General features: G+C 36.1%; 23 protein-coding genes, 2 tRNA genes and 1 pseudogene. 13 read left to right on the forward strand and 13 right to left on the reverse strand.

All coding sequences use genetic code 11. The features are described 5' to 3' along the window. Nucleotides 1-135 precede the first annotated feature (135 nt). A complete protein-coding gene (locus J5U23_RS11570; protein WP_218266254.1) occupies nt 136-2,055 on the forward strand; it encodes an APC family permease in 1,920 nt (639 codons plus the stop codon). Nucleotides 2,056-2,145: 90 nt separating this feature from the next. Further along, complete coding sequence (locus tag J5U23_RS11575) at nt 2,146-2,667, forward strand: type 1 glutamine amidotransferase domain-containing protein (RefSeq protein ID WP_218258355.1); 522 nt, start codon at nt 2,146-2,148, stop codon at nt 2,665-2,667. Between the two features lie 7 nt (nt 2,668-2,674). Here the strand turns inward: J5U23_RS11575 and J5U23_RS11580 are convergent, their stop codons facing one another. From J5U23_RS11580 to purE, 3 genes are read right to left on the reverse strand one after another with little or no spacing between them, the layout of a single operon-like run. Beyond that, a complete protein-coding gene (locus J5U23_RS11580) occupies nt 2,675-3,028 on the reverse strand; it encodes a winged helix-turn-helix domain-containing protein (RefSeq protein WP_218260806.1) in 354 nt (117 codons plus the stop codon). Next, nucleotides 3,025-4,122, reverse strand: coding sequence for a 5-(carboxyamino)imidazole ribonucleotide synthase (locus J5U23_RS11585; protein ID WP_218267545.1), 1,098 nt, complete (start codon nt 4,120-4,122; stop codon nt 3,025-3,027). Before J5U23_RS11585 ends, J5U23_RS11580 begins: the two co-directional genes overlap by 4 nt. After that, nucleotides 4,094-4,570, reverse strand: coding sequence for a 5-(carboxyamino)imidazole ribonucleotide mutase (gene purE, locus J5U23_RS11590; RefSeq protein ID WP_218258357.1), 477 nt, complete (start codon nt 4,568-4,570; stop codon nt 4,094-4,096). Before purE ends, J5U23_RS11585 begins: the two co-directional genes overlap by 29 nt. Before the next feature lie 34 nt (nt 4,571-4,604). Here purE and J5U23_RS11595 point away from each other — a divergent pair, with 34 nt between their 5' ends. Continuing rightward, a complete protein-coding gene (locus J5U23_RS11595; RefSeq protein ID WP_218258358.1) occupies nt 4,605-5,519 on the forward strand; it encodes an FAD-binding protein in 915 nt (304 codons plus the stop codon). Here the strand turns inward: J5U23_RS11595 and J5U23_RS11600 are convergent, their stop codons facing one another. From J5U23_RS11600 to J5U23_RS11610, 3 genes are read right to left on the reverse strand one after another with little or no spacing between them, the layout of a single operon-like run. Next, complete coding sequence (locus J5U23_RS11600; protein ID WP_218266255.1) at nt 5,520-5,804, reverse strand: winged helix-turn-helix domain-containing protein; 285 nt, start codon at nt 5,802-5,804, stop codon at nt 5,520-5,522. Next, nucleotides 5,804-6,829, reverse strand: a complete 1,026-nt coding sequence (locus J5U23_RS11605; protein WP_218266256.1) for an MFS transporter — start codon at nt 6,827-6,829, stop codon at nt 5,804-5,806. Before J5U23_RS11605 ends, J5U23_RS11600 begins: the two co-directional genes overlap by 1 nt. Further along, nucleotides 6,826-8,262, reverse strand: coding sequence for an RNA-guided endonuclease InsQ/TnpB family protein (locus J5U23_RS11610; protein WP_218266257.1), 1,437 nt, complete (start codon nt 8,260-8,262; stop codon nt 6,826-6,828). The genes J5U23_RS11605 and J5U23_RS11610 overlap by 4 nt, the downstream gene beginning before the upstream one ends. Nucleotides 8,263-8,446: 184 nt before the next feature. On the opposite strand from J5U23_RS11610, the gene gcvH reads away from it, so the two are divergent. The 3 genes from gcvH (at nt 8,447) to J5U23_RS11625 (ending at nt 10,760) form a co-directional block, all read left to right on the forward strand. Continuing rightward, entirely contained in the window at nt 8,447-8,893 is a 447-nt protein-coding gene (gene gcvH / locus J5U23_RS11615) for a glycine cleavage system protein H (RefSeq protein WP_012711182.1), read from the forward strand. A 1-nt stretch (nt 8,894) separates the two neighbouring features. After that, a complete protein-coding gene (locus J5U23_RS11620; protein WP_218266258.1) occupies nt 8,895-9,995 on the forward strand; it encodes a lipoate--protein ligase in 1,101 nt (366 codons plus the stop codon). 123 nt (nt 9,996-10,118) lie between these two features. Then, entirely contained in the window at nt 10,119-10,760 is a 642-nt protein-coding gene (locus J5U23_RS11625; protein WP_218266259.1) for a hypothetical protein, read from the forward strand. Here the strand turns inward: J5U23_RS11625 and J5U23_RS11630 are convergent. From J5U23_RS11630 to J5U23_RS11640, 3 genes are read right to left on the reverse strand one after another with little or no spacing between them, the layout of a single operon-like run. Beyond that, nucleotides 10,750-11,082, reverse strand: a complete 333-nt coding sequence (locus tag J5U23_RS11630) for a hypothetical protein (RefSeq protein ID WP_218266260.1) — start codon at nt 11,080-11,082, stop codon at nt 10,750-10,752. The genes J5U23_RS11625 and J5U23_RS11630 overlap by 11 nt on opposite strands. Nucleotides 11,083-11,123: 41 nt before the next feature. After that, nucleotides 11,124-11,540, reverse strand: coding sequence for an OsmC family protein (locus J5U23_RS11635; protein ID WP_218266261.1), 417 nt, complete (start codon nt 11,538-11,540; stop codon nt 11,124-11,126). After that, nucleotides 11,537-11,983: a hypothetical protein gene (locus J5U23_RS11640; RefSeq protein ID WP_218266262.1), complete on the reverse strand. Its 447-nt coding sequence runs from the start codon at nt 11,981-11,983 to the stop codon at nt 11,537-11,539. Before J5U23_RS11640 ends, J5U23_RS11635 begins: the two co-directional genes overlap by 4 nt. 642 nt (nt 11,984-12,625) lie before the next feature. Between J5U23_RS11640 and J5U23_RS11645 the strand changes: the two genes are divergently transcribed. Both J5U23_RS11645 and J5U23_RS11650 read left to right on the forward strand, forming a co-directional pair. After that, complete coding sequence (locus tag J5U23_RS11645) at nt 12,626-13,495, forward strand: integrase (protein WP_244988791.1); 870 nt, start codon at nt 12,626-12,628, stop codon at nt 13,493-13,495. Between the two features lie 151 nt (nt 13,496-13,646). Beyond that, on the forward strand, nt 13,647-13,919 hold the full coding sequence (locus J5U23_RS11650) for a hypothetical protein (RefSeq protein WP_218266264.1): 273 nt from the start codon (nt 13,647-13,649) through the stop codon (nt 13,917-13,919). A 501-nt stretch (nt 13,920-14,420) separates the two neighbouring features. On the opposite strand, the gene J5U23_RS11655 is transcribed toward J5U23_RS11650, so the two are convergent. Next, a complete protein-coding gene (locus J5U23_RS11655) occupies nt 14,421-14,984 on the reverse strand; it encodes a hypothetical protein (protein ID WP_218266265.1) in 564 nt (187 codons plus the stop codon). A 1,377-nt stretch (nt 14,985-16,361) separates the two neighbouring features. On the opposite strand from J5U23_RS11655, the gene J5U23_RS11660 reads away from it, so the two are divergent. The 4 genes and pseudogenes from J5U23_RS11660 to J5U23_RS11675 all read left to right on the forward strand — a co-directional run. Continuing rightward, entirely contained in the window at nt 16,362-16,496 is a 135-nt protein-coding gene (locus tag J5U23_RS11660; RefSeq protein ID WP_218266266.1) for a hypothetical protein, read from the forward strand. A 49-nt stretch (nt 16,497-16,545) separates the two neighbouring features. Continuing rightward, a complete protein-coding gene (locus J5U23_RS11665; RefSeq protein WP_244988792.1) occupies nt 16,546-16,707 on the forward strand; it encodes a CopG family transcriptional regulator in 162 nt (53 codons plus the stop codon). Continuing rightward, nucleotides 16,700-19,279: a bifunctional DNA primase/polymerase gene (locus J5U23_RS11670; RefSeq protein ID WP_218266268.1), complete on the forward strand. Its 2,580-nt coding sequence runs from the start codon at nt 16,700-16,702 to the stop codon at nt 19,277-19,279. Before J5U23_RS11665 ends, J5U23_RS11670 begins: the two co-directional genes overlap by 8 nt. A 487-nt stretch (nt 19,280-19,766) precedes the next feature. Then, nucleotides 19,767-19,913: pseudogene (locus J5U23_RS11675) on the forward strand (putative integrase); the annotation flags it as partial. A gap of 28 nt (nt 19,914-19,941) precedes the next feature. On the opposite strand, the gene J5U23_RS11680 reads toward J5U23_RS11675, so the two are convergent. Further along, nucleotides 19,942-20,015: transfer RNA gene (locus J5U23_RS11680), tRNA-Ala, on the reverse strand. Between the two features lie 98 nt (nt 20,016-20,113). Further along, entirely contained in the window at nt 20,114-21,643 is a 1,530-nt protein-coding gene (locus tag J5U23_RS11685; protein WP_218266269.1) for an ammonium transporter, read from the reverse strand. Nucleotides 21,644-21,951: 308 nt separating this feature from the next. Here J5U23_RS11685 and J5U23_RS11690 point away from each other — a divergent pair. Continuing rightward, a tRNA-Ile gene (locus J5U23_RS11690) sits at nt 21,952-22,037 on the forward strand. On the opposite strand, the gene J5U23_RS16130 is transcribed toward J5U23_RS11690, so the two are convergent. Continuing rightward, the gene (locus J5U23_RS16130) at nt 22,019-23,932 is read right to left on the reverse strand and encodes a hypothetical protein (RefSeq protein ID WP_322789637.1); all 1,914 of its coding nucleotides are present in this window, start codon (nt 23,930-23,932) and stop codon (nt 22,019-22,021) included. The genes J5U23_RS11690 and J5U23_RS16130 overlap by 19 nt on opposite strands. Nucleotides 23,933-23,971 lie beyond the last annotated feature (39 nt).

A 23,971-nucleotide genomic window follows, 5' to 3' on the forward strand; every position in this document is an offset into this window, starting at 1 on the left:
ACAAAATAACATTAAATTATTCAATATAAGCAGGCTTATACATAAAAAGTTAGTACTAATTCTTCGGTAAAGTATAATTAATTATAAGTTGTGGATAATGAAGATTTATATAGTTTTATTTTTTAAAGTTTAATTATGGCTGAGGAAGGCACAAAAGTTTCCGCACAACAAAGTGATAAACTGTTAAGAAAAGAACTAACCCTATTAGATATGTCATTTTTAGGTTTAGGGGCAATAATAGGATCTGGTTGGTTATTCGCATCATTAGCTGCTGCTTCAGTAGCTGGGCCATCTGCAGTACTAGCTTGGATAATTGGAGGAATCCTTATAATGTTCGTAGGATTGGCTTATGCTGAGCTAGGAAGTGCAATACCTAGAACTGGTGGGATCGTTAGATATCCGCATTATACGCATGGGAGTTACGCTGGTTACATTTTGGGGTTTCTTTACTTATTATCAGCCATGACAGTGCCTGCAATAGAAGCTGAAGCAGCGATAACATACATCAGTTCCATTAACTCGTATATGGGTAGTTTACTGACCACTACAGCTGATGGAGTAACAATTCTAACGTTACCTGGAATTGGGCTTGCCACCTTGCTACTAATAGTATTTTTCTTTATAAATTACTTCGGAATAAAAGTATTAGGGAAGACTAATACTGGAATAACTTTCTGGAAACTTATAGTCCCAACAATTACATTTATACTACTATTAGCTATAGGTTTCAATATAAAGAATTTTACGTCTTATGGAGGTCTATTTCCTTCACTTGTATCTGGGGCTTCCTCTGGGATTATAGGACCATCAGCGATGCTTTATGCAATACCCAGTACTGGAATAGTCTTCGCATACTTGGGATTTAGGCAACCAGTAGAATTTGCTGGAGAAGCTAAAGATCCACAAAGAGATGTACCAAGGGCAATAGTCATAGCATTACTCTTGGCTATAATAATCTATACACTACTTCAAGTTTCATTTATAGGCGCTATAAACTGGCAATATGCAATAAATATAAGTAAAGGATATGTTCCAGGGAATTGGAGCGCATTATCATCTGGACCTTGGTCTAGTGGTCCATTCTATGGAGAGATAACTACGCTTGGATCTACCCTAGGTATAGCTGGTTTAATTTATTGGGGATATTTATTACTTGTGGACGCTATAATATCTCCTAGTGGTACTGGGTTAATCTACATTGGAACTACTACCAGAACTTTTTATGGTATAGCTGCTGATGGCTACTTTCCAAAATTCTTCCTCAAATTAAATAAACATAGAATACCCATTTGGTCAATCATAGCTTCACTAATCCTAGGATTCATATTCTTACTACCATTCCCAAGCTGGTATCTGTTAGTGGGATTCATTTCTTTAGCAACAGTCTTTACATATATTATGGGAGGTATAGGATTACAAACCTTAAGAAAAACCGCACCAGATCTAAAGAGAAGAGTAAAACTGAGTGGTGCTAGTATCATAGCACCAATAGCTACTATCGCTGCAATATTAATCGTATATTGGGCTGGTTTTACAACACTATACTATGTGCTAACTGCATTATTCGTTGGGGTTCCACTATTTTGGATATATTATGCGATAAGAGAATTAAAACTAAACTCAGTTGTTGGAATAGTACTAGGTGTGGCTCAACTCATATTTAATATACTCTTGGCATATTTTGCCTATATTAACATATTAACTGTACCACCAGGAACGCCAATAAGTGATATAATTTCAAGCTTTGTTCTATATTTCTTAGGATTTTTAGGAATATTAGTAGTACCTAGCTTAATTGGGTATGCTTTAGCGAATGGAAAGGGTAAACAATATATAAGGAGCGGATTCTGGTTAATAGGGCTAATACTAGTAATCTATATAATCAGCTTCTTCGGAGGATTTGGCCCGTTAGGTACTTCAGCCCCAATACCTTTTCCGTGGGATACCATAGCTGCTGCAATTGTTGGACTAGTATTCCACTACGCTGCCGTATATAGCGGATTTAGAACTGATGAGATAGAAGAGATAGTTAGAGAACAGTTAGGAGAGAAATAATTCTCTCATTTAAAAGGAAACTTTATATTTTTTTAGTTAAATTGTCTATATATAGAAAAACTTTTTAGCTGAAGGCTAGATATCTAAACTATGGACTCGAAAAAGGTCTTATTTATAGTTGGAGAAGAGTTTGAGGATATCGAGCTATTATATCCCTACTACAGAGTAATTGAAGAAGGTTTTAAACCTGTAATAGCGTGGAAAGAGGCTAATGCCAGAGTTACAGGGAAGCACGGATATACTGTAATTTCTGACATTGCGTTCAAGGATGTTAGGCCAGAGGATTACATAGCACTGGTCATACCAGGAGGTAGAGGACCAGAACATATAAGGACCTTAGAGGAAGTTAAAAATCTTACTAGAAAATTCTTTGAGTTGAAAAAGCCAGTTGCGGCAATATGTCACGGTCCTCAAATCTTAATTTCAGCTAATCTTGTTAAAGGAAGAAGACTAACCTCAGTGACCTCAATAAAAGATGATGTAATCGCCGCAGGAGGAATTTACATTGATAACGATGTAGTAGTTGATGAAAATCTGATATCCTCTAGGGTTCCTAGTGATCTACCAGCATTCGCGTCCACTTTAACTAAGGCGCTAAAGAGTCTAAAATAAATTATTATTAACCTTTTTTCTCTTCATTTAATAGCTCATTTATCTTTTTATTATATTTTTCAAGGATTTCTGAAATCTCCTTTTGTGCTTCCTCATAGATGCTTAGTAGTTTATCTAACTTCTCATTGACCTTAGAACCTCCTGCGTTCTTTCCTCCTTTTCTCATTTCTACGGAGTCACCTAAAATTTCATTAATTCTTTTGACGTATTCCCAAGCAAACTTATATGAAACACCAACTGATTTAGAAGCGCTGGAAAGAGAACCAGTGTCCTCAATTGCCCTTAATAATTTCACTCCACCTTTTCCTATAAGTGGTTTCCCCTCTTCTGTCTCAATCCAGATTTTAAATTTGAACCTCATAAATCTAACCCATTAGGATAAATTAGTTGCATAATTTTATCAATTTTTTGCTTAACTTCTTCAAGATTATTCCCCACCACATTAATGTGACCCAACTTTCTCCTCTTTCTTACCTCGCTTTTAGAGTACCAGTAAACTTTACCATATTTTAATACTTCAACTGGTATTTTATCTGTACCTAAAATATTAACCATTCCACTAGGAGATAAAATAGTGGTTTGACCTAACTCCATATTAGTTATAGCCCTTAAGTGCTGTTCAAATTGAGAGATAAGAGCTCCATCTAGAGTATAATGACCTGTATTATGAACCCTAGGAGCAAACTCGTTAATTAAAACTTGACCGTTGGTTACAAAAACTTCAACTCCCATAGTCCCTACGTAATCTAGTTCCTCACTTAATCTTTTAGCTACGTTAATGATTTCTTGATTGAAATAAGGCCCATAATTGTAAACTAGAATACCCTTTTCATTGTAATTATATGTGGGGGGATAACTGACAAAATTTCCTTTTTTGTCTCTAGCTATAATAACCGAAGCCTCAAAGTCAAAGTTTACATATTCCTCAACTACCATTTTTTCTTTCTTTTCCCTTAGGAATTGGTATTTTTCAACGTCATTAAATATAAAATATTGGCCTTTCCCATCATATCCTCCTTTAGACTCCTTGATAACTCCTATATTGTTGAACTCCTCCCTAAGTATTTTTAGCGCCTCCTCGCCATCCTCTGCTACGAAAAATCTAGGAGTAGGTAAATTGTGTTGTTTATAGAAGAGTTTCTCCTTATAACGTTCCCTCTTTAACTCTACAGAATTAAGTCTGGGTAATAACTTTCCGCTCTCTTGAGCATACTTTAGTGCTTCTTCATATACATGTTCGAATTCAAACGTAATGACGTCTGAGGAATCAACAAATTCTTTATATTCTTGAGGAGAAAAACACCTATCCGCAATTCTGCAGGCAGGAGCGTTCTTATCGTTTTCCAACACGTAAAAGGTGAATGGGAATTTCCTTCCCTCTAATATCATCATCCAACCTAGTTGTCCTCCTCCTAATATCCCAATCTTAGGCTTCCAGTCTAGTATTGAGAACATCATTGCTCATATCTTCCGAGAATTTTTTAATTTTATCTGCTAAATCCTTATATTTTATTCCTAAAATCCTTATTGCTAACAGTGCAGCATTTTTAGCACCGCCTATTGCAACTGTAGCTACTGGAACCCCATAGGGCATTTGTACTATTGAAAGAAGTGAGTCAAGACCATTTAGATTCTTTGAGGGAATAGGGACACCTATAACTGGAAGACTTGTAAGTGAAGCGACCATACCAGGCAAATGAGCAGCTCCACCAGCTCCGGCAATAATAACTTCAACTCCCCTTTTTTCCGCTTCCTTAGCATATTGCATCATAAATTCTGGTGTTCTGTGAGCTGAAACCACCCTAGCTTCATAGTCTACACCAAATTGTTTCAAAATCTCTACAGCTTCTTTCATATATTCCCAATCATTTTTACTTCCCATAATTACAGCTACTTTTGGCACACTAGGTAAGTGGGTTTTATGGTTAAATATCTTTTTGATAAAGATAATATTTGTGATAGAAGTAAACCCGGCGGATGAGAATGAGGTCTTTCAGATAATCAGTGAATCTAAAAAGGAAAATAAGAAAGTTGGCATAAGGGGATTTGGAGCTCATACTAAAAGGGAAATCAAACCCGATATAATCATAGTTACGACTGAAAGACTCAATAATTTCGAAATAAGTGAAAACAAGGTAATAGCTGACAGTGGTGCTGATGTTAAGAAAATAAGAGAAGAGGCATCACAAAAGGACTTACTACTCCCATCAATTTATGATGGAAGTATAGGTGGCCTATTGGCGCTTAATGAAATATCTAGTTTATCTACAGCATATGGCACACCTTGGAATTTCACAGAGTGGGTAGATTTCATAACTGCATTTGGAAAAATCAGATGGAGAATTGTAATTGGTTCACAAGGTTTATTTGGAGTAATAACAAAGGCTAGTCTAAGACTGTATGAGAGACCAAATAAGGTGTTCATATATGAAAGAGGAATAACTGATAAGAGGGAATTTAAACATGAGTTAAGAAAGTTAATAGGTCTGAAGCCAATTGCGCTCCTAGTAGAATATGAAGGGGATAGTAAAACCTTTGAAGTTCATGCATCATATATAACTCAACTTGAATTGGAGGGTTACTCTAAAGATGAGGGAATTCCCATGATCTCTGAGGTATCTGATAAAAATAGTTATATAGTTGAGATAGGTGATTTCGTGGAAGACTTCATATCCGTTGCAGAAAAAGTCTCACCATATTATATGTATGGAATATACGGTGTTAATTTACTCAAAGTTTACGTTACTGACGATTCGTTACTAAAAGATTTCAAATATTATCCCAGAAATAAACCTCATCCAGTCTTCTATAAGCTTAAACGAATATTGGACTTCTATAATATATTTACGTGACTAACAATCGAACTTAGTACACAAAACATTCTCCATTTCATTTATTAAATCTCTTAAATACACGAAGTTTTTATATAACATTTCCATTCCATATTCAGTAATTTCGACTATAACATCGTCTCCTACATACGCCTTCTCTTGAATATAACCTTTTCTCTCTAATTTTCTTATAGTTTTTACAAGATTCCTTCTCGATATATTTACGTATTCTTGTATTTCTTTAACGCTTAATTCACCTTCCGATAACAAAGTGAGAATTGCTAACTCTTTAACATTCATTGCCATCAATCCTTGGTAAATAATATTATCAAGCCTAATAAAAAAGCTATAAGGCTACTACTTAATAATAAAAGGCTTATATTTGGAATGAGATAATCTATTAGGTATCCGAAAATCCAGCCTAGACCTTGCATAATATTGATCAGTGCAAAATCGTAGACCGTTTTCCTGGATGAGAAGTATTCCAAGGTCAACGGTACAATTGCCTCCCAACAGCCAAAAAAGATTGCAATACTTGGGGATAGAAAGTACAAGGATGTTAAAGAGAAGAGAAATAGAGATAGTGAGAGGAAATATTTCTTTCTAGATATTAGCTTTGACGCTAGATAGCTTAATATTATACCAAGAATCTCCGCCAAAGTAGCTATGATTCCAACAATTTCCTTAGTTAAATGAAAATAGTCATAGACTACTAGATAAATATAAGGAAATTCCATCGCTATAGGCAAGATTAAAATTGCTGGAAGAAATGACCTCATGTTAATTTTAGAGCTCAATGAAATTCGGCCCAACGAATTATATGAAAAATTCACCATAGGTAAGAAAGATATAGCAAGAATCATTCCACCTATCACAAAAAGCCATCTTAAACCTAAATATTGGGCTATAACTCCACCCAATGAAGGCATCATTATAGAAGGTAAGATCGATAGGGACCATATTCTAGTTATAGTGCCTTCACCGATCTCTGACATCAGAGAATAATAGGAGGGAAGCGATAAGAATATGAAATAATTAAGAGACATAAATATGGTAGCCTCCAAAATGTTTCTGGAAAAAGGAAGCATTGCCATACCTATCCCTCCCACTAGCATTCCAATAATTATTGGAAGAATTCTGTTACCCTTGCCTATTTTAGCCCCTATTAATGGAAGAGGCAAAGACACAGCTTGAAATACTGCGAAAAATAGGCTTAATTTAGATTCCTCCACGAAACGGGAAAGATAAATGGATATAAACGGATAATACATGTAGTACGCTGCACTCCATATTATCCAGCTTACAAGCAATGATCTTTCCTTAGTGTTCATCTGACCCACCCACCCCCCGTCCTAAATGGGGCGAGGGTTCTGCTTGGGTCTAGAGCGTTACTCCCCTTTATGGGAGCTATTCGATTATGGTCTACTATGAAGGAAAGAGGCTTCTTTATACTATTTATTATTTTCCCTGTCCCCTTTCTTAGTATATTTAATGCACCATTCAAATCACTATGCAGCTTATGACCTAGAGAACAATAAACTACTCCCCTCGGCTTTCTCGTTACCTCAACGTTATGATAAACACAGAACCTAGAAGTATTGTATTCCACCACCTCGTATACCCTCATACCGTATTCCTGAGCCTTAAGCTCAATAGCCTCAATGAGCTTACGATAAGACCACACATTCACCGTGTACTTATTACCCCTATCTTGAGAGATGTTATAAGGATAGCCCAAGTAGATTGTGGAAACGCCCAACTTGTGAAGTTCCTCAACAATACCACTTGCTAGAGCTCTGTATAAATGAAGAAACCTCCTTTGCAACTTCTCGAATAGCCTCCTCTTCTCTCCCGTTAACTCCTCATAAGCCTCGTACTCATCCACGCTCCTAGCTTTATCTGCAAGCGATTGAACTTCAGCAATCCTCCCCTCAAAGTAAAAGTAATCCTCCTTTGCCCTAACTCCCTTGTATAACAACCAAGTACCATCATCTACTATTACGCTAGCAAGGATGTTTACACCCAAGTCAATAGAAGCTACCTTATTACCTTGTGGTAAAACTACTTGAATTGACTTCCTTTCACCATGAACTACGTGTTTTGATTGCTTACCTCTCTTAGTAGTCTCAACACCAACATCTACGGGAATGTGTACATACCACTTGTTCACATCCTCATCGTAAATAATCTCTAACCTACCTTGCTTACCGTACCACCTTAACCTACCTTCAAAATCGATCTCCATATGAAAGTCCTTGAGGATAAGTTTCTTCCTCTCTTCATCCACCTCATAACGGTCTTGTCTAACCATGAGAATCCTTTTTCTCTTCTTGTTTTCCCTATCCTTCCAATAACGTGGAGGAGATACGTGATCCATGTGTGGTAGTTTTCCCTCCTTCTTGAGTTTAAGTAGGGAGAAGAAGGAGGACCACGCCTCGTTGTTCTTCTGCATTACTGCTTGAGCGTTAACACCCAGTGTGTTCTTATACTTCTCATAGTACTTGCCCCACGTTCCTTTGAAGTCTACTTTTCCTTCATTGAAGAATTGTTGCCTCCTCTCGTAGTTTATCTCGTTGAACAACTTGGCTGAAACGTCTGCTAATTTCAGTAATTTTTTGTGTTGGTGACCGTTTGGTAGGAGACGAAGTACGTTTGTCCTCCTATTCCCGAACTTAACTTCGTAGACACCTCCTTCTGGTATTGCGGGAGTAATGGTCGGCTCCCGCTCCTCATCCTCAGTAAGTTGACCGGAAGGAGGTGTCATAGGAGAGCGTTTGTTAAGTTGGTTAAAAAGCTTTACCTTGCCTTAAAAAGACGAAGTTTGTAGTTCGTTTTATCATAAATTGAACTATCTAAAAAATAAGATTTCGTTATTCTCATTTTTCTGATAACTGCTTTCTAAAGCAAACTTTTTTAGTTAATTAGACTTATTATATTACTGACCTAGTATGGTAGTTGAATCAAACTGTGAAATACCAGAAAATCTTTACTATTTTATAGAAGGTAAAAACACAGTTTGGGCTAGATTAGAGGGCTCAGATACAATTGTTGTAGGAATAACTGATCTCGCACAAACAATGGCAGGAAAGATAGTCAAGGTAAGAATAAAGAAAAAAGGCACTAAAGTGGAGAAAGGAAGGCCAGTAGCCACCATGGAAAGTGGGAAGTGGGCTGGACCAGTTCCCGCACCAGTAACTGGAGAAGTGGTTGAGGTTAATGCAGAGGCAGAGAAAAGTCCAGTAATTATAAATCAAGATCCTTATGGAAAAGGATGGTTAGTAAAGATGAAGATGAGCAATCCAGAGGAGTTGAAACAACTAGTTAGTGGACAAGCAGCAATACAGAAATTGAAGGAGTTAATAGCCTCAGAAAAGTTAACATGCAAGAGGCTATAAAATGAGTTGGAGATTTATATCTCTCCCTCCTCAAGACGGCTATCACATGGTAACTTCGTTCGTATCGGTAGCAGATTATGTAAATAGAGGAGGGAAAAATACATTATTGGTTTTTTCAGTTAAGGAGCCATTTGTAAATGTAGGAGTCCATCAAGAAGTATGGCTCGAAGTTGATTTAGAATTTACCAAAAAGATGAAAATTCCAGTAGTTAGGCGTGATTTAGGAGGAGGGACAGTAGTAATAACAGCAGGCGAACATGATTATTTTATTGTGGTTAGGCAAGAAGATGCACCAAGAAATCCCACTGAACTATATAGGAAATTCCTCACGCCCGTAATAAACGTTTTACGTTCATATGGGTTGAACGCAGATTTAAGGGATCAGGATATAGTAGTCAATGGAAAGAAAATAAGTGGAAACGGTGCAATGACACGTGGTAATTCAGTTGTATTAGCTGGAAATATTTTGTTAAGTCTAGACGTTGATCTAATTAGTAAGTGCATAAAGGTTCCTACAGAAAAGTTTAGGGACAAAATGGCTAAGGATATGTCAGAATGGTTAACATCATTAGAAAATGAATTAGGATATGTTCCACCTAGGGATGAAATTAACAGAAAACTTAAGGAAGCCTTTGAAAGAGAATTAGGCATCAAATTCGAGGATTCGACATTAACACCAGAGGAAATAGAATTATGGGAGAAACTGGCAAGTGAAAAGGCTAAAGAGGAATGGATATTTTACAAGGATAATAGACACCCTAATATTCACACAGAAAGATGCGTTAAAATCTCGTCAGCAGTAGCTCTTTGTCACCTTGACTATAAGGCTAGAAAGTTGTTAAGAATTACCCTTAAAATAGTAAATAAGAAAATTGATGAAATATCAATTTCTGGTGACTTTTTCGTCATGTCACCGAATGGATTCATAGAATATTTGGAAGATAGGCTAAGGGGAGTATCAAGTAATTTGGAGGAGATAAGAAAAGTAATTCTTGACGCATTTAACGAGAAGAAACCAGTGATATTTGGTTTTAATGAAAACGATTTAATAGATGCATTAACTGAAATTATGAGAAAACCTGAAATACAAGAGGTTATTTAAATTTTTGCCTTATTTTCTTATTATATTACATTACTTAAAGTTGGTTAGTAATATTTAATAGTTATATAGTAGTGTAAAAGTAAAGAAAGGCTTTTTTACTCATAATATAAACATAATACATGTATGAAAGAGATAGATTTGACAGTAGAAAGAGATGCTAATGTTAGGAAGTTTATAGTGATGCAGAATATACAATCCGACGAAAATGAGATTATATTTAAAGTAGATAAAGATGGAAAAAATACATTGGAAGATATATGCAATGAATTGGAATATGAGTGTGAAGAGTACGAAAAAGATGGAGTTTATTCTGTAAAAGTAAAGAAAAGTACTGAAGTTAAAGGATCCATAAGCGACATTATTGATTTTCTAGTCCCCTTACCTCCCAAGAGCGTTAATGAAAAAATTATAAATCCAGCAATTTTGACCTTGTTTATACCACAAATTAAAGCAGTTTCTAGCATAAGAGAGGGAGTTCATTTATTAAGAATTAAATGGGTCATAAGTTGGGATACTCCTTTAACTGTGTATAATGTAAAGTTAGACGATGATAGGTACATAACTAGGTATTATGCGTCACAGAAAATACCATTATTTAACGTATCATTCGGATTTGATTTTTACATAACATCAGAAGGTACTGGAAGTAGGATAAAGATGAAAGAGTGGTATAAGGGACCTTTTAAACAGTTAGCTAAAGGGGAAATAGAAAAACACTTAAAGAAAGCGAAGGAACTACTTCCGGAATTTCTAATTAAAATTTAGCTAACTGCCTCAGACTATTTATCTTCTCGACTAACTCCTCTATATCCTTTAACTCATTGGCAAGTTTCTGGTCTTGTTTAATCGTATTAATTATACTTACCAGTTCCTCCCAGTAAGTTCCCATATATGTTTCTGGATTGTACTTATGCATAGTAATTATCTCAGTTATGATAGCTAATCTATTAATTACACCCATGTTCTTTAATTCTAGCTTATACTTTATCATTAGATCATTAATTGAATCTAAAAGCATTTGGATATAACCTACAATTTCTCTTCTCTCCCTCTCTCCGACACCTAATATACTTCCCTCCACTGCCATAAGTACCCCGGTATAAAATATATAATTAAAAATTAAAAAAGTCAACTTTTGATTTTCCAGTTAATATTTACTTTAACACTCCTAGTTAACGTATCCCTCATTGGACATCGTTCTTCAGCTTCTTTTAATATTTCACTTATCCTACTATCTTCCGACTCAACTATTAACTCATAATTAACCTCTAATAAACCTGGAGGGACTTCTTTCGATCCTTGAAATCCATTAGTATCCATTTTCCCCTCAATATATCCTTCAATAGAATTGATAACAACACCTTTTTCTCTTGCTATATAGTACACAGTCAAGATAAGACAAGATATTGCAGAAGCAAGACAGAATTCCTCTGGAGTAGGATTATCAGATCCTAATAAACCTACTCTTATCTCAGTTCCATTTAAGTCTACAATAACCTTATCCCTCTCTAGCTTACCTTCTGCAGTAAACGTTATCGTTGTCAATTTATAACACCTATATCTCTTAATATTGCAGTCTCTATTCCATACTTAATATATAATCTTGTTTTTTCTTCTTCATTAAATCTCCTGCCAAATTCCTCTTCAACCTTCTCTATTTGTCTAGTAATTACTGTGCTGATGTTAGTCTCTATGGAAGGCTTATTTACCTTAAACGTATAATAAATGTCCAATAACAACTCATACATATCTTCGTCTAAATTAAGTAAAAAATTTCCTACTGCAGGAATAAGCTGATTATTAATCTCGATCATCTTGGCCTTAAAATAAGGCCTCCATGTTAGCATATGTAATTTCACAAAGTCCCATGAGGGAGGAAATCCCCTATATTCATCAGCATTGGGTACATTTACAACCTTATACTCCTCACCGTTGATATCTATTACTGCCTCAACTTCGAGCTCTAAATTTCCTACCTTTTCTTTCATATTAGTTTTCCTTTCATCCAAACAGAAAAATTTTTTTCTATCTCATTTATCAAATTAACATTGGTGATTATATGTCAAAAGTAGAAGATCCTTGTGTACGTGAATGCTTCTCACCAAGTAGTCAATGGAAATTTGTGGATATCTCGGAATGCATTGCAAAGTGTAAAGAACTCAATATAATTAAACCTTAGTTGACTTTCTCATAAATAAATAGTACATCTATCGTTTATTACAATTGAAAGCTTGCCCGTAGGCGAAGTGGAGAAAAGTTTGTAAGTGAGAGAACGTTAGCATGTATAAGATGATGGATCTCTAGACACTCCGGCTGCCCCTCAAGTAAATCAGCATCAATGGGAGGAACCCATGAACCGCTAAAGGAACCCTCATAGGTTGGGGAGTCAGTAGTATCTAGAATCATTCCATGCTGTTATTACTTTACTGTATGTTATTATACTACTTTAGGAAATCTTAATTATAAATGATAACTTGAATTATTCAGAAAAATCTGAAAATAGGAATATCTTAAACTAGTTATGTTCGTCTCAACTTTCTATCAGTGCTACAATGGATCATCATAAATCAAGCCGCCCATCGGTCATCATAATAATGGACCGGCCGGGATTTGAACCCGGGACCTCTCGGGTGCGAACCTTCGCCGAAACGTCACAACTCCTAAATAATGTCTCTCAAAACAACTATATAAGCACGACTTTTGCCCCAAACGTATGCTTAGAAATTACTCCATCACTTGTTGAAACGTTTAGAATTGATCTAATAAATGAAGGCGTTAAACAAACTACTATTAAAGGTTGGCTTTACTATTTGAAGAGGGCAGAAGGAAAGAGACTTTGTAATGCCGAAGATGTCAGAAAATTATGGTCAGGTGGATCTAGGAGAATGTGGAAAGAATCCCTATCCCGGTTCTTCTCATGGTATGAGCGTAAATATGACTCTGAGGAACTGATAGTAAAGTTAAGGAAAGGCCTACCTGAGAAAGTGAAGAGAGGCGTGGATACCTACGTTCCTACAGACGCTGAGGTACTGAAACTCAGGGACTCCTTACCTGAGCAGTATACTGGGGTGTATAACGTATTGGTAAGCACGGGTCTCAGGATGACGGAGATACTTTACCTATTGAATAATAAGGATAAAGTCAGGGTGGTGGATTTAGGAGATTACGTTAGGATCCACCTAGACTTGATGAGGAAAAGTAAAAATACTTTAGTCTGCTATCTACCTAAGTCAGTCTTTGAGAGCCTTAAACCCTTGAAAGCTCATGAGGATACGGTACAAAAGGCATTTTGCGGATCCGGGCTCTGCGAAAAATACCTCAGAAAATGGTTTAATCAGAAGGCAAGGGTAACTGTCAAAGACCGTGATTTATCTGAGTTTTTAGAAGGAAGGATTAGCGGTTTGTCGATAGGGGCCAGACATTACACAGACCTAATAGCATTAGCTGATAAAGAATATCCTAAGGTATTTGAGGTAATTAAGCCTTTTCTTAAGACATAGAGCACGGGCTTTTCTTCATGGTCTCTTATGCAAGAATGTATCCGACTGTTCCGGGGTCGGACTTTCATAGGGTTTCATGATATTTGATAATCATTTATCGTGCTTATACACCCCAGTATAAACTTATATACCCCGTAGACTATTTTGAATTATGGTTTCAAAGGAGGATTTACAATTCATTGTATCAATTCTTGATATTAATGACAAGAAGGAGTTGGTTAAGCAATTCAGTGATGTGTTTAGGGTAATGATGGAGGAAAAGATAATTTCGAAACCGTGGTATTATAAGATGATGAAGGGATATGCGCCAAGTGATGATTTACTAATGAGAGCGTGTGAAATTAACGATAAGTTAAGAGAATTCATTATCAAGAAAGCTGTTGAGAAAGCAAACCATATTTTAGAGATTGTAGAAAACGGCTAACTGAACATTTTGTTTGTCAAGTTTCTTACTATATCCCCCCCACCCCGGTTTCTGCTTACTTGACTTACTGGCCACCTAAAAGGGAATGTTCTCAAACAGTCATCAGATTCGATAAATGTTTGCAAAAAATATTGTATTATTCGTAAAAATTATTTTTGCCGTTTTTATTCGCTAAAATGATATAGCAATGTGAAGAGAAAAATACTGTCTTATAAAACATTTATGTAGAGGTTGTGATGTCATCATAGGTAGTGTAACAAGTACAAGTTATTTATCCTCACTAGTGCTTTCAGAAAATTTATAGCTTTAGGCAAAGGATATACCACTAGATCACAGTCTAAGAACTTTTCCAAAATACTAACGTATTTTCGAGGGAGATAATATCATTAAATGAGGCTTATTGGGGTACAGTATATTAGAAATAAGCCAGTATAATATTACAAATAATTTTCGAGTTTCATAACTACATGAGAACAGTCCAAGGAAAAAAGACTTATATTGTTAATACACGTAAGTTATTGTTACCGTTTGACTTGCACCATTGAAGAAGTCACTATTTCCTATATAAACGGTTACTTGTCCAGGAAGGACTGGAAAGTACACTACTCCTCCACTTCCTATACTATATGTTTGGCTAACTATTTGCCCTGCGTTGTTAGTGTTTTCGACAATGTACACTTGCGTTTTAGTTGTAGTTGAGGATTGTACGTTTACTATAACATATCCAGCGTATTGTGCATTGAAGGGTATTCCATAATACTGTGATGCGGGCTCATTAATGGCATAGTTATTTACGATTGTTTGAGAATCTTGCAAATTAACTATATTTTGGTAATTCTGGAGTTGACTTTGGTAGTTCTGGAGTTGACTTTGCAAACTGGCTATCTGACTCTGAAGAGTATTAACCTGGTTTTGCAAATCTGGACATGATGAGGATCCAGTGGCATTGCCACTTCCCCCGGCATTATTGATAAATGATGGGTTGAAATATGCCATTGCAATGAAGAGGGCAAGTATTATGGCAACTATTAATAGCACGATACCCGCTATAACTCTAGCTTTCATATTAATCAAGATATTTTAATCGGATTACTTATTTAAGTTTTCTTTTCCTAATAAGAGAAATTTCCAATAATTACTTATTGATAGTTTCCCTTACTTTTGTCTTGCTAACTTAGGTATTTTTTATAAGCGTGAAAATTATTATGTTGAGAATTTCATGGGGAGCCGTCAGCTAAAAGTGTCTAGGGGATAGCAGATTAGCAAAACAAAAAAGCACAATATATCTAACCGCATAAGCAAAACCAGAAAAATAGTTCTGAAGATTAATCACCACGATAGTTAGGGAGAATTGCTCAGTGTTTAGATAAACGAATGTGAGCCACCACAAACAGTTTATGATTAAAAGCACGGCTATTATCACATATACTTTCTTCCCCCGTTACGATTTGGCGGAAGATCGCAGTCTAGCGCTAAATCTCGATGACTGTTTTTAAAAACACGAGAGGATTTTTAAAAATAATGTTTGCTCCCCAAACAACCTCCTGATTATTCTCCTCCTACTTACTCTTTCTTTAAATTAGAAAGCCGTTTAATGGGCAACCCATGGTCAATTAAGAGTCTCCGCTTTCTCAGGCCACAAGAAAGTATATATTGAAAGGTAGCGAAATATTTTCAAAACATTTGTTCCTTCTTGTGTGGAAAGTGGTGAAGAAGCATATAAAAAAAGAAAAAGAAGAGGCCCCTTTGACCGTGATTTAATGAGTCATGGAAAGAATAAACACACCGTTTCATATTCTCCACGAAGAGACTCATCTTCTTAGAAAGAAGAGTGATTATTCTTCATGTTTTTCTGTCTTGCATCCTCTTCTTCTTCACTATATGTAGTTTTTTGCGTTACCGCTTGAAGAACAATTTTTATTGATAACAATAAATAAATACTATGATATAATAATCTCAACACGAAATACTCGTTTACTTAACAATCTCTAAAAAGAGAATGCTATTAAGGTAGTTTAAAAAAGATAAGCATAGAGAGAATTGATGAAAATGATTTTGCGTTAATGAACTCTGTTTAGCCCATGGATGGGCTATATAAAGAAAGTTAAAGAAAAACCGTAGTTTATTTGAGCTTTTTCAGCACCACTTTTTGCAAACATTTTCTCAAACCAGAAAAAAGCAGAGATAGTTTTGTAAACATTTTGTTATTATGCAAAATATTCTTGAAGAGAAGTGGAAAGCACGTGCATGGGCCTATACTCCTCAACAAACCCGTAAAAATCACGGCTGATATAAAGTTTTCAAACGTGAAAAAACGTTAAGAAAACGTGAAAATTTTTGTTTTTTCGGTCTAAAACCTGAATGAAATAAAAGACTTTTTAAACCATAAAGAGAATGTAGTTACATGGGTGGTTCACTTTAACTAAGTGGGTAAGCATAAAGATGAATGAAAAACTCTTCACACTGCTAGATGAAACGGCTAAAGAATACGGCATATCAAAAAGCCAAATTATACGTGAAGGAATAGTAAAAGAGTTGGCGGAAATTAGGGAAGTGAAAAGACAAAGTCATCATTAACCTCAGCCAACACGGGACAATCATCAAAAAATCAGTGGGGCATATGTGTATGGCTAGTTTAAACTCTCTTAAGCAAAATAAAAAACCTTCATGCCCATTCGGAAGGCATTGTCTAAGCGATAGCAGTATTTGTGGATACATGGGCTATTATGCAGAGTGCCCTCAGGTTAGGGTAGACGGAAGATTAGTAGAGGCGATACAACATGGATAGAGTAGAGTGGGCTAAATGGTTTATTGAACACGGCTTTGCTATCTTCCCCATTGCCCCAGAGACCAAGATACCAGTGATCAAAGGTTGGGGAAAATATAGCACGACGCCTCTGACTGATGAAGAGAAGAAACAATACCTGGAGATGGTTGAGAAGGGTTACAACTATGCAGTGCCGGGCGGTCAGAAGAACTTAGTAATCTTAGACTTTGAGAATAAGGAGTTATTGAAGGCGTGGATTGGTGAAGATGGGCTTAACAAACTGTGCAGTGAGACTCTCTGTGTCGATACACCTCACGGTGGACTCCATGTTTACGTCACTGCTGATGACATTCCAGAGCACAAGTTTAACCCCGTGTTTACTAAAGACGGCAAAGGGATAGCTGACCTACAGAGCTTTGACAGTTATGTATTAGGGCCAGAGTCGTGCATTAACCATAAGCACTGCAATACTGACAAGTGTCCATGGAAAGGACAAGACTACACCACGCGCTATAGACCTATTAATAATAATGAGGTAGGAAAAGCTGACCTAAAGGATATACTAAACTTTTTGATAGAGAAGGGTAAGAAGATAGGAATTGAACCATCACGCGACGTGATAGAATGGTTAAGTGATAGGAAGGAAGAACTAAAAGCAGAAGAGGATAAAGATGTTGAGGAGTTTATTGCTAAACTCAAAAAGAAGAATAAATTCAAAAGTGTTGAAGAGGCTAAAAGTAAAATTTGCAGTAAGCTGAACCACGAGAGGTTAGAGTATAAAGTTATTTGCGAAGGAAAAACTTACGCTGATGTAGGAATCGATAGGAGTCGTGGAGACTTCAAGGTAATCAAGACATTATTATATCACGGGGTTGGGGATCCGGATCTAATACTCCAGGTTTTACCAAATGATTCTAAGGCTAAAAATAATGAGAAGTGGGATACACGCAAATATTTCCTAACAACCCTCAAAAACGCATGGAAGGAAAAATATGAGTTATGTCTAGAATACGAAAATGGTGTGTGTAACGGTACTTTCATTATTGCTAATAATAAAGGGGTATTCATAAAGAGGATAGCAAAGGTTAAAAATACAAAAATTGACGAGAAAAAACGGGTCTCATCTCTGAAAGTGAATAAGATTGAGGAAGTAAGGTTTAATGGAATTGGCGTGGATTTAGAAGACAAATTCATTAAGATAACCGCAGTTAACGGCAATATAATAACGGGAAGTATTGACGAAATAACTACACTAGTTAAGCAGAAATATGGTTTGACAAAGGAGAACGAATTTAAGATGTTGCTTAACAACAAGTTTGAAAGCACTTCTGGATATTACGCAGTAGGAGTATGGTTTGACGGTGAGAAGTTGAATATAGCTACTGAGTCCCTATATAATCCACCGTGGAAGAAGATAGACAAATACAAATTACCTCCAGAGGTATCCAGGGAAAAGAAAGTTGAAGTCCTTAGAAGGATTTTAGGTACTGTCATTTCATTCAAAGCCCCCGACTTAGTAACTTGGATACTTTCATTTGGTTTGATGGGAAACTTTGCTCATTACTTAAGACAGAGAATAGGCTATTTCCCACACATTATAATGACTGGAAGGCCAAAGACCGGAAAAACTACTCTGACAGTACTAAACCAATATCTATATTGGGGTAACAACTCATTACCTCCTATAAAACCTAAAAGCGAAACACAATTGAGGCACTTGTTGTCACAAAACACACTGATTACTCCAATAGAGGAATGGAATGAGATAGCAAACGATAATGATCAAATGAGGGAAATGCTTAGAAATTTGCACTCCTCAGCACAGAGTTTCGTACTTAGAAAGGTAACTTCATCAAACTCAGAGTTTAATGGTGTATTCTTAGCATTATCTTCAGTCTTAGCTGATACTAATTTCACTCAGGATATTGACAGTGAAAGTTCCGATAAAGTCATCTTCATTCCTATAGATCAGGATGAGGGAATAGATTTGAGAAAAGCTGAGGAGTATGATGCACTCCTAAAATATGAGATGAAGAATGACTATAATCTTCACGATATACTCCACAGTTTAGGCATTGAACTCCTTCAGATAGCTAGCGAAAAGTTGAAGGCTTTGGACTTCAACAAAGAGAGAGCCGATTTACTGAATTCAATAATTCAGGTTGGATATGAGTCATGGGTTGAATTATTCAGAAGATATGAGATTGAGCTTACTCCAACAGTTCAGGGGTTTAATGAATTTCCATTACCAGTACTGAAGACTGTGGAAACAGAGACTGAGGAGGACTTAGAGCAAGTATTTGAGGAATTTATATACAAAAAGACTATGGGAATACGCCCACTACCAGAGAATAAGGATGACTTAATAAAATTCGGATTTTACTTTGAAAAAGATATGGTGGTATGTAATCACGGCTTTGTTTCGGAGTTTAGAAAGTGGATGACTGAGAATAAGGGCATGAGGGATAGGAGTGTTGAGAGACTTATAAAGGAATTAGGACTTCACAAATCCTCAATATCAATTGAAGGAAAGACCGTTAATGTGTACAAGAGGAAAATGTATACGCCTTTAATTGCCGAGATAAGCAAATAGTCTTTTTGAATTTCTCTTTAGTACAAGTAGATTAAAGGGTACCTTACTAACTTTCAATTCTTGGGAATGATTACGAGTTATCATGTGTTGAATTGAAAGTTAGTAAGGTTAGTAAGGGCGGGAAGGGGCCAGAAAATAGAGTGGGGTGAAAAACAAAAAAGTGGTACATACACCCAAAAAAATACCTTACTAATCCTTACTAACCTTACTAATACATTATACACATAAAAAAGCACGTGCGCTCGTGATGTTGAATTGAAAGTTAGTAAGGTTAGTATAACTCTCCCTTACTAAATAAGGGCAGTTAATCTCCAATCAAATTATTTCGCTTAATTTTTATTGTAGTAAATTAAATAAGCATTATCTGAAAAACTAGATTTGTTACACTATTGAAGAATTTTTGCCCTCTCCTTTCAACTCCACGATTGGTTAGGGCAAAACACCGTGCTTAAAAGTTTATATTAGTGAAAAGGGGCAAAGTTAAAATATGGGTTATAAGGTTTTCTCTCTGGGGCAATATAAAATACGTCAGAGAGGGAATAGGTATTATGTGTATAAGATAGAGAAGGACTCCAATAGTTACGTAAGGGAAACTTACATAGGTCCTTTAGATAAGATCGTGGAATTTTACGTTAGTGGGGGTGTGGGGGTGTCCCCCACAATGGACCGGCCGGGATTTGAACCCGGGACCTCTCGGGTGCGAACCGAGCACTCTTCCAGGCTGAGCTACCGGCCCAACAATTAAAAATTAGATATAACAAGTTATTAAGCATTCATACAATATTTCTGGAGATAGAAAATAAATAACTTTAATCTAAAGAAAAAGTTATTTATCTATTCTTCATTATTCTCCTCTTCTTCTTTCTTAGGCAAGACGACTTGTTGTTCCTTAGATTTAGCGTTTTCTGGAATTGTAGCTAATAATTCCGAATATGCTACCTCTCCATGCATAGCGTAATCTCCTATCGCTAGTTCTTGAGGTGGTGCTTGTAATGGTATAAATAACCCTATGAACTTTAGAAGACCGAAAGTCACTGCGAAATCATATACGAATACAATTGCTGCTGCAAGCGCTTGAATTCCTAGCTGATACCAATTACCATAAAGGGCACCGGTTAAACCTGGGTATATAAATTGTGTAACTGCAGGATTCGCAAAAACTCCGGTTAATAAACCACCTACTATTCCAGCTATCCCGTGAGTAGAAAATATTCCAAGCGTATCGTCAACTCTTAGTTTTGGTTCTAACCAATATAGTGCCATCCATGGTATACTTCCAGAGGCGATTCCAATTAACGCAGCTTCCCACCCATTTACGTAGCCTGCAGCTGGTGTAATTGCGACCAAGCCAGTTATAGCACCACTGGTAGCCCCGACTAACGTTGGCTTTCCAAAGAATTTCATATCCATTAACATCCATACTACAGCACTTACTGCAGTTGCAATATTTGTGTTCAGCACTGCTATTGCAGCATCTACTGTAGCTCCTAGTGGATCACCGCCGTTGAACCCATCCCAGCCTAGCCAAATTAACCCTGCTCCAGCTAAAATTAAAGGCAAGCTGTGTGCCTCTAGTCTTCTTTCGGAGGCTAACCTAGGACCTATTGCTAGTGCCGCAGCCAAAGCTCCCACTCCAGCATCAACATGTATAACATAACCTCCAGAGAAGTCCACAGCACCCAATTGATTTAACCACCCTCCCGCAAACAACCAATATGCAACTGGGCTATATACTAGGAGAGACCAGAAGGGCACAAAAACCATCCAAGCTTTGAAGTTCATTCTCTCCAGTACTCCTCCAGCTAATAATATCGGCGTTATTGCGGCAAACACAAACTGGAAGAATATAAAGGTGGCAGTCGGTATATTTGCGTGAAGACCGCTAGGGCCATATGTAGTTTCTGAAGCTTCAAAAAGTCCTCCCCACGCTGGAACAGGATATCCAAATATTCCGTAACCGTGAATGGAAAGTAATGCTGGATAACCGAAACCAAAACTATAACCAGCTATCATCCATATGACCAACACTACTGCAAATGCATAAAATACCATTAATGCTGAGTTAACTGCATACTTCTTTTTAGACAATCCAGCATAATATAATGCAACGCCAGGTACACTTTGCAATCCTACAAAAGTAGCTGCAGTTAGCATCCACGCGTTACTACCAGTATCAAGCCAAGATGGTACTGCTGCAGCTGGATAACTAGACGTTCTATTAAGGATCGATTGTATTGACTGATTCAATTGTTGAATTGCAGATGAATTTGTAGCAGTTTGAGAATGCGTTAAAATGGTTGAAAATAAAAACATTATTAATATTATCTGGCTAATCAATAATACCTTGTATTTCCACGTTTTCATCTATATCTAGGTAATGAGGTAAAAAATAATTATTAAGGATTTCTATGGATCTACATAATAGCTTTTCATTAATATGGTTATATTTTTAAAATATATTTATATATATGGCAAAGACTTGATGCTTCTTTCTAAATTATTTTCATATTACTTGAATAGGAATGTTAGAAATTATTTAGATTTTTCAATATTAGAAAATCATACAATCTTGTTTATATTCAAGAATACTCGATATCTTCTCATGATACTAAAAGGAAGATAACAAATGCTAAGTAAGCTTTATATTATGAAATTTGAGATATAAATTAAGAGGGCCCGTAGCTTAGCTTGGTGGAGCGCCCGGCTGATAGGGTGCTCAGAAACCGGGAGGTCACGGGTTCAAATCCCGTCGGGCCCACTACTTATATTTTCCATCACAATAAATTCAGTAGATGATGTAGGTATATATACAATATTGCTAAAATTATAATATTTATGTAAAACTAAAACGTCTCCCTCCTTAGGAACATACGAATAAACATTAAAATGGTCCATATGAATTGAGCCATTACTTGGACTTACATTTTCATACCACCATGAGGTTACCCTGAACGATTCAATATTAAAAAATAAGTATGAGGCATTAGAGCTATTTAATATTATATGAGGTAAAATTGCTGTTTTATTATAGAAACTTGGAATGGAAAAACCAGTGAAAAGACCGTAAGTCCAAGGAATCCATTTACCTAGAAAATAGTATGAACCATTAAACGTAGTATACCATAAGCTCCAAGACGCTATATAAACCATTTGCATGAAAGCTTGATACTCACTACCCTCTTTGCTTACCAACGCCATAGTGTAATTTTGAGCAGGATTAGAATAATTAATCTGCATAGAAATTTCAGAAGAAAGAAGTAGTAACTCCCAACTTAAGTACTTCTCGTATTTCTCGTCTGTAGTAAAGTTCTTCACTATTTCACTCAATAACTTATTAAGACCGTAATAGTAGCCTACTTGTTGCAAATACATATCAGCATAATTGTTCCCATATATTTCAGTAAATGCCTCGTGATTAAAAACCCAATCTGGTGGGGTTTCTATCATGTGATTTTGAATAAAAAAATTCAGTTTAAAGAGTTTCAAATTTCCGTTATAGATAATATATATCTGCGGACAAATTAGTATATATCCAGGTGACCAATATCTATCAACATAATAGCTTCCCACTTTAATACTATCATAAGTATATAAGCTAATATTGAAAGTTTTTGGAGAAATACTAGTTTCCTTCAAATCTAGAGTGAAATTAAAATATCTCTCTTCTGTTGCATATACCTTACTGCCGTTAAGTAAAATGAAGGTTATTGGGGATGAACCATTATAAACATTTACTTTTAAAGAAAGATAAACTAAATAATTATAAAAAATATAGCCATAAAACTCTGGGTTAACTTTAGGTGGATAAGATGGAGTAAGGACATAAGAGTAATTGCCTATCTGATGCTTTACTGAATTTGCAGATAGATGAAGAATTAAGGGAATACTTAAGCTTTGATTATACACCACATAGCTTGAAATAACGTTTGGAGAAACTCCCCAAGGTTTTACGGTTATTCGAGTACTAAGAGATCCATCATAGTAGTAGTGAGAGTTATTAACAACTATATACTTATTCAAATTCAATGTAGCGGTATAGTAATAGTAAGATTCGTTCTGAGATATATTTCCTCCAAAATGCCATTCAATATTAGTAAAGTTCCAACTGGCATAGCTCTGGATAGAAAATGAATCCGTAGTAATAAACGAGAAGCTAGTGTTAACTTTATCACTTGGAGGGTAAGAGGTATAAAAGGGAGAAGCATATACATCTGAAATGTTCAGGTAGATTTCTGTGACATTAGGTTGTTCTGATATATTATCATAATAGTAGGGATTTAGAAAGTATACGGAATAATTTTTTGTTATAGTATAATTAGAGAAGAAACCTGCTAAATTTGCTACTCTCCAATAAGCTTCTGGAGTTACCTGGCTGGCATTAAGCTTTAAAATATCGATAATCTGTCCTAGAATTGGCTTTCCAGATATGTTATAAATGAAAAGGGGTTGCGGGTTGCCAGAAGTTAATGATGAGTAATTAGTGCTCACTGGAAAACTTTCGGCATATTTTATAGGATTAAAATCGTAGATAGGCCCAGGTAAGAAGGAAGGATAGAATGTGGAAAACATAAACGGCATATAGAGAAAGGAGTAGATAACAAGAACATTAATTACTATAATCCCTAAAAATGCAAATGCGCTGTTCCTTATCATATGAAGTTAGAGCTTTATTTTTAAAATGATCCTCTGTAA

The organism is Saccharolobus shibatae B12 (assembly GCF_019175345.1).
Classification (GTDB): Archaea; Thermoproteota; Thermoprotei_A; order Sulfolobales; family Sulfolobaceae; genus Saccharolobus; species Saccharolobus shibatae.